General features: G+C 52.4%; 3 protein-coding genes. 1 reads left to right on the top strand and 2 read right to left on the bottom strand.

Features of this window, described 5'->3' with window-relative positions; translation table 11 throughout:
- Window positions 1-269 (top strand): hypothetical protein (locus AAF564_25655; GenBank protein MEM8488957.1); only part of this gene is annotated, 269 nt, incomplete at its 5' end.
- Between the two features lie 472 nt (window positions 270-741).
- Here AAF564_25655 and AAF564_25650 read toward each other — a convergent pair.
- Window positions 742-3840 (bottom strand): SUMF1/EgtB/PvdO family nonheme iron enzyme, encoded by a 3099-nt coding sequence (locus AAF564_25650; protein ID MEM8488956.1) that lies wholly within the window; start codon window positions 3838-3840, stop codon window positions 742-744.
- A gap of 221 nt (window positions 3841-4061) precedes the next feature.
- Entirely contained in the window at window positions 4062-5447 is a 1386-nt protein-coding gene (locus tag AAF564_25645; protein ID MEM8488955.1) for a hypothetical protein, read from the bottom strand.
- Window positions 5448-5672: the final 225 nt, after the last annotated feature.

The following is a 5672-nucleotide window of genomic DNA, read 5'->3' as shown; positions in this document are numbered from 1 at the left end:
TCCCAGTGGGAGCATATGGCGGACTCAATGAAAACGTAGAGCCCTTCATCATCCGTGACGAGGAATTCAGGGTGGAATTAGATCCGGCGGAGACCAACGTGTTTATGGAGAGCTATTCCGAAGCAAACGGCCACGCCTACCCGGGGTGGGCACACGACTATGGAGCGGGTAAAGTTGTCGTGTATGTTCCGGGTCATGATCGGTATTCGCTATCGGCTCCGATGGTAAAGCAGACAATTTCCAATATCCTGGATTTTTTAAGTGAGTAGGATTGCCGAATAAGTTGCGGCAATAATTTATCCAGTTGCAGTTTTTGATTTATAAAGGGCTATCAGCCAATCGGCTTCATACGCTACTTGATTCAAGCATGGCTTTTTGTAGTCCGAATGTATTGCCATATCTGATGTGGTTCAATGATATTGCAAAGCGCATGATACACCACGCGGTCGCGGAACGCTGCATTCAGCAGGCGGCTGGTGAAGCTGTGACGGTAGGGGCGTGGAAAATTTTTGGTGGCTGGAAGCAGCCAGTCTAGAAAATCGAACGTTCGGGTAAATATGACCATTGTTGGCGCCTGGCTGGAAAGGAATTCCTTAATTGCTGGATTTGAAATTATCATTTTTTCCGCCCTTCGGGCGGCTCTGTCCTCCTTTTGGGCTAATCTTTAATACCAGTGCTTTTAAAGAACCAATTCAAAGAGAAAAGAGCCGGGACCTACTGCAATTCTTGCGCCGTAGCGCTTTAGCCTTCGCCCGCTGTAGCCCCACCGCCTTTAGGGAGCGCAATAACACGAAAACCCCAGTCGTAGAGGCGGTTGAACGGAAGGTTGTTGCCCCGGTACGCGCAACGGACGAGGTTACCGCTATTGATCCACGAGCCGCCGCGAACAACACGGATATCATCTCCTCCTGGAGCTTCCCAGTCTCGTTCAGTAAGGGGGTAGGGGTAGGAAGGGAAAGATTTGTTTCGCATCCATTCCCACACATTGCCGCTCATGTCGTGCGTACCGTAACACGAGGCGCAAGCAGGAAAACATCCAGCGCGTGTTGTGCTTCCTATTCCCGTGTCACCCATGTTCAAATTTGCGGCATCGAATGTATTACCCCAGTGATATTGCTTTCCCGTGAGATTGTTTTTGACTAATGGCATCTGCTCGGGCTGCGGCAAATCATCAAGCGATGCTAGAAGAGGTGCTGATGGTACATCGATGCCGCCGCGCGCAGCTTTCTCCCACTCTGGTTCATTGGGCAGTTGTACCAATCCTTCTTTTTCCAGGAATCCTCTGCTGCGCCAACGGGCTGTCAGCCATTGGGTAAAAGCGTATGCTTCGTACCATGAAACCCCTACTACGGGATGGTTGGGTAAGTTAAACCGGTTACCATATATTTCTTGTCCTGTCCAGTCTCTTCCTTCTTTTTCCTGCCAGCCCTTTGCTGTCCACCACTCCTTTTGATCATACCCGCCAGCTTCGACAAAGCCCTTATATTGCGCCTGCGTTACAGGGGATTGACCGATCCAGTAGGAATAATTCAGATCAAGGGTATGCTGTGGATGCTCGTCATCATCTCCTGTATCCTCTGGGCTACCCATGATGAACGGCCCTGCCGGCACGTAGCAGAATTGCATTTTGTCTATGTCCAGCACCGCGGGATCTGGATCGCCGAGGTGCGCGAGGAGGCGGCCGGCTTCTGCGCGTTCCACGGGAGGAAGGTCCGTGTGTAAGCTGTTCAGAAGCGCAGCCCCCGCGTTGTCGAGATACGCCTGCCCGGTTTCTTCATCGCGGAGCACGGCCTCGCGTCCCACCTCATGCGCCATCTGGGCTGACCAGAGCGCTTCGCGCGCTTTTGTCTGATCCGTGATCTCTTGTGGCATCATGCTGTTGGCATTATCGAGCAATTGATACGGGTTTTCCCGGTTGAAAAGCAGTTCCTGCGCACCCAGCAGGACGGCTTCGCTCCAGAAGTCTCCTTCTTTGGCAAGTTTGCGGATTTCGCGTGCTGCAGAGCGTGGGTTGTTTATGAGGTAGCAGCCGGCGAGGTATTCCTGGAAAGTACGGTGAGGGAAACTGTAGGCCGCCGGTTTGCCCAGCGATCCCCCTAAGCCAATAAGCAGGCCCGATCGTTCATCTACGTAATCCAGAAAACGCCCGGCAAACGCAAGGTCACCCAAATAGGCATCCTGCTCCAGGATGTGGATGGCTTCATGCCGGGGCAAGTCTGCTGCTGCGTCGGCTCTTTTTTTCTTGTGCGCCTCAAACGCAAGCCGCTGCACAATGGGCCGGATGCGTTCCTTGCTGCTCAGCAGCTCTTGCATGTCTTCCGGTAATTGGCCTTTGTCTTTTTCCCATTTCCTAAGCAAAATATCTACAGCCCTTTCATACAGCACAACCCGCTGGCGCGGGAGTTCTTTATCTTCCTGGTGTACCATAATCATGGTAGTCAGCAGCATGGGGTTTGGGGCTAACTGACGCAAGTACTGCGTATTTACCGCTTGCTGAAGGTCTGTCGTCAGCCTGGCTGTATCTGATGTTTTGAGCGCGCCCAGTTGCATCTGGGCGTCATACCAGCCGGCGATGAATTGCTGAATTTGAGCATCGTCAAACGGCGCCAGGGTGTGCGCATCAAAACCTTCTATGCGGCTCTCTTCGGTGTAGGAGCGGATCCGGCAGGTAACAATCACACGTTTGAGGTCGTGGTGGTCAAGGAGGGCGCCCACGGTTTCGCGAACGAGCGATCGCGCTTCGAAAGGCACTTCATCGAGGCCATCGAGCACAAGCTGGACGTCGCCGGTCCTGAACGCCTCCTGGAGCACAGGAACTGCCTCTGATAGTTGCAGGGCGTGCACGTCATCAATCACGTAGTCCAATACACAGCGGGCGAGCAGGTGCCGGCGCTTGTCTGGCGTCAGTGCATTTTTTCCAGCACTGACGAGGCGCGGTGCAAGTGCTCTTAGCGTTACAAAAACGGGCAGACCGCTTGCGTCTCCGTCTAGTGCCTTTTTGGCCTCGGTTACCAGCAGTTGCTTGACAAAGGTGCTTTTCCCGGAGCCAGGATCGCCCAACAGTACGAGGCGCTCGGTGTTTTGAACGGCTTCGAGTGCGGTGATCGAAATTTCTTCCTCTTCACCGTCTTTCTCGATTTTCTGTTTACTGGTGGTGAGCAGGTTGATGTACACCTGATCCAGCGTCACGTCGTCTTCTGCGCCGTGCTCGAAGCCGAAAGCGCCGAGGGGCAGGAGCCGGCAGCGCCGGAGCAGGCGCCCGAGATAGGTGCGGTACGCCTGGTCCATCGGCTCGATATCGCCTTCATCATCTTCGCCCAGGAGGCGTAGTATGGCTTTGTGCAGGTGCACGCGAACCAGGTCTTTCAGTTCGCTTACTTCTCCGTATTCCCAATACAGGCCTTTGTCGCCAATTTCCTGCTTGAAATGGAGTACTTTGGTGATCTGCTCGATATTGTCTGCAGTAGGCAAGTAGGGCCGGTTGCAGAAGTACATCAGCACCGGTAGCGCGTTGTCCTGCTGCCACATTTCGTAGGCTTTGTGAAACTCGGCTTCCGAGCCGGAATCGAACGTGCCGGTGGGTGTCCCGAAGCGTTGCCAGAAGAAGCCGACAAAAATATCGAAGCCGCCTATTTGGTCAAAAATATTGTCCTGGATATTGCCCATGCCGGGGATGGTGTGCGTTTCCCACATGATGGGTTCGAGGTACAGGTCCCGGTCATCCCCGAGGGTCCGCATGAGGTCGTGTTCAATGAGGTGTTTGAGTGCGTCGCGTTCAGCTTTAACGTCGCTGGGGGAAGAGAGGAAAATCCGTATACGTCTTGAAGAATTATCAGTCATGGGCCGCAGGATGATACGCTCAAACGGGATTGGTGTATATGGAATTTGAAAGGTAGCACTCGCTTATCTTAACATCAAAGCATGAGATTGGGAAGACGCGATTAAGATGCAGCATCAACTGCTGGGAGAAGTAACAAAAATAAGGGCCGGCAAGATATCCCTGAGATATACGATTTTTACGGCCTGGAGGCGCACATTAAGCAGCTATATTGAGAGATCCTTTATCCCACCTGATCAAACATTTTGGCTTCGTGTGCTACGCGCTTTGCCTCGTTAAAAGCGTCGAGTGCTTTGAGGGGATGGCCGGTGATGAGGTGTGCAATGGCCAGTTTTTTTAATCCACGTACGAGGAAGCCGGAAGGTCTTGCCTTGCGCATAAGCTGGACGCCGTGCAAAATGTGATCACGTCCTTTTGGGATTTGCCACTGACGGATGAGGCCAAAGCCAAGTTCAGACTGGGCGTCGCCAATTTTTTCGAAGCCGGCGTCGTTAATTTTGCGGAAATGCAGGACCGTTTTGTAGTCAGTAACAGCTTCGTCAAGCGCTCCACGGAGCCGGTTGACACTGCCCCTGATTGCAATTAGGTTCTCGGGTTTGTTAGCGGGGTCGTTTAAGGCATGTGCAATATGTTGGTGTGCTTGCTGCAGGAGCGTAGTTCTACGAGAGCCGGCTACCTGCCTGGCTATGGAATACAGCGCGCTGGCAATCGAGCCACCAGGATAGGCGAGCACCTGTGCGTTATCAAAATGCAGGTGCTTTGCTTTCATGTGCGCACGGACCTCTGCCATGCTCAACGCTGCGGCGAGCGCACCGGATCGGATATGGCCATGCAGCCCGTACCAGGACGCAGCGGAGACCCAGTGCCCGAGGAGCTCATTGCGGAAGGCGAGTAGCGATTCTTCTTCCAGTGGGCGGGCCAGGATTTCACGTAGGGCAATGTATACACGCGATAGCTTTTTGTGTTGGTTTTCCTGCTCAGATAACGAGTGAACGATTTTCTTTACGATGTTGAGATCGGGCGAAACGGCAGGGTTTACGAGGTGGTTACCGGCGAAGAATGTCGTCAAAATTTCTCCGCCTTTGTGCGGGGTGCCCCTTGCGTCAAAAAAGCCTTCTTGGAAGCGCGTGATGATTTTCCTGAAGCGATGCCGGCCCGGGTTGCCAACCAGTTTTTCGATTGTTTTAAGTATATCGTCATCAGATAATTCTTCGGACCATTTGGTGATGGCGTTGTTGCCGCGCAGAATGTTTAGCAATTCTTTGAGCGCGGGATCTGGCGTAAAGTTTTTTGTGGTGAGTACGCGGATATCTTTTTTCAGGACGGCGGCCTGAAAAATTTCTGTTTCAAAGTGGGTAGCGTTTGCAAGATGGCCGCCTACCTCAATAGCACTGCCACGTCGGTCGGCAAAAATGCAGACCACGTAATCTGCTTGCTGGATCGCATCAGCACATGCATCGACAATTTCGAGATCTGTTAAACGGCGCTGTGAAAGGTCGGGTCTTGTATGCTCTGCAACCCAGACCTGATCGCCAAAATTGTTATGTATTTTAAGGCGCAGGTCTTTGTGCTCAGTTGCAAGAGAGGAAATGAATACGCGGGGAGGCATGAGGATGAAGATATGATGGCTGAACGGAAAGCAGTTGAGACGCTCCTTCAAGAAGGCTACGTTGCCTCATTAAATGATTTATGGCTTCTGTTCAGAAAGATGGGAGAAAAATCCAATCATCGATAAGCAAGTGTAGAGCCATTCAGGTCTCAGGGAGTCAACGAATTAAGAAATGACCGACTGTTAGTCGGTCGATATTTTATGCTTTAGCTGTTTATGTTCTCG

It is taken from the genome of Bacteroidota bacterium (assembly GCA_039111535.1).
In the GTDB taxonomy this organism is placed as follows: Bacteria; Bacteroidota; Rhodothermia; order Rhodothermales; family JAHQVL01; genus JBCCIM01.
This window is presented reverse-complemented; position numbering and strand designations above follow the sequence as displayed.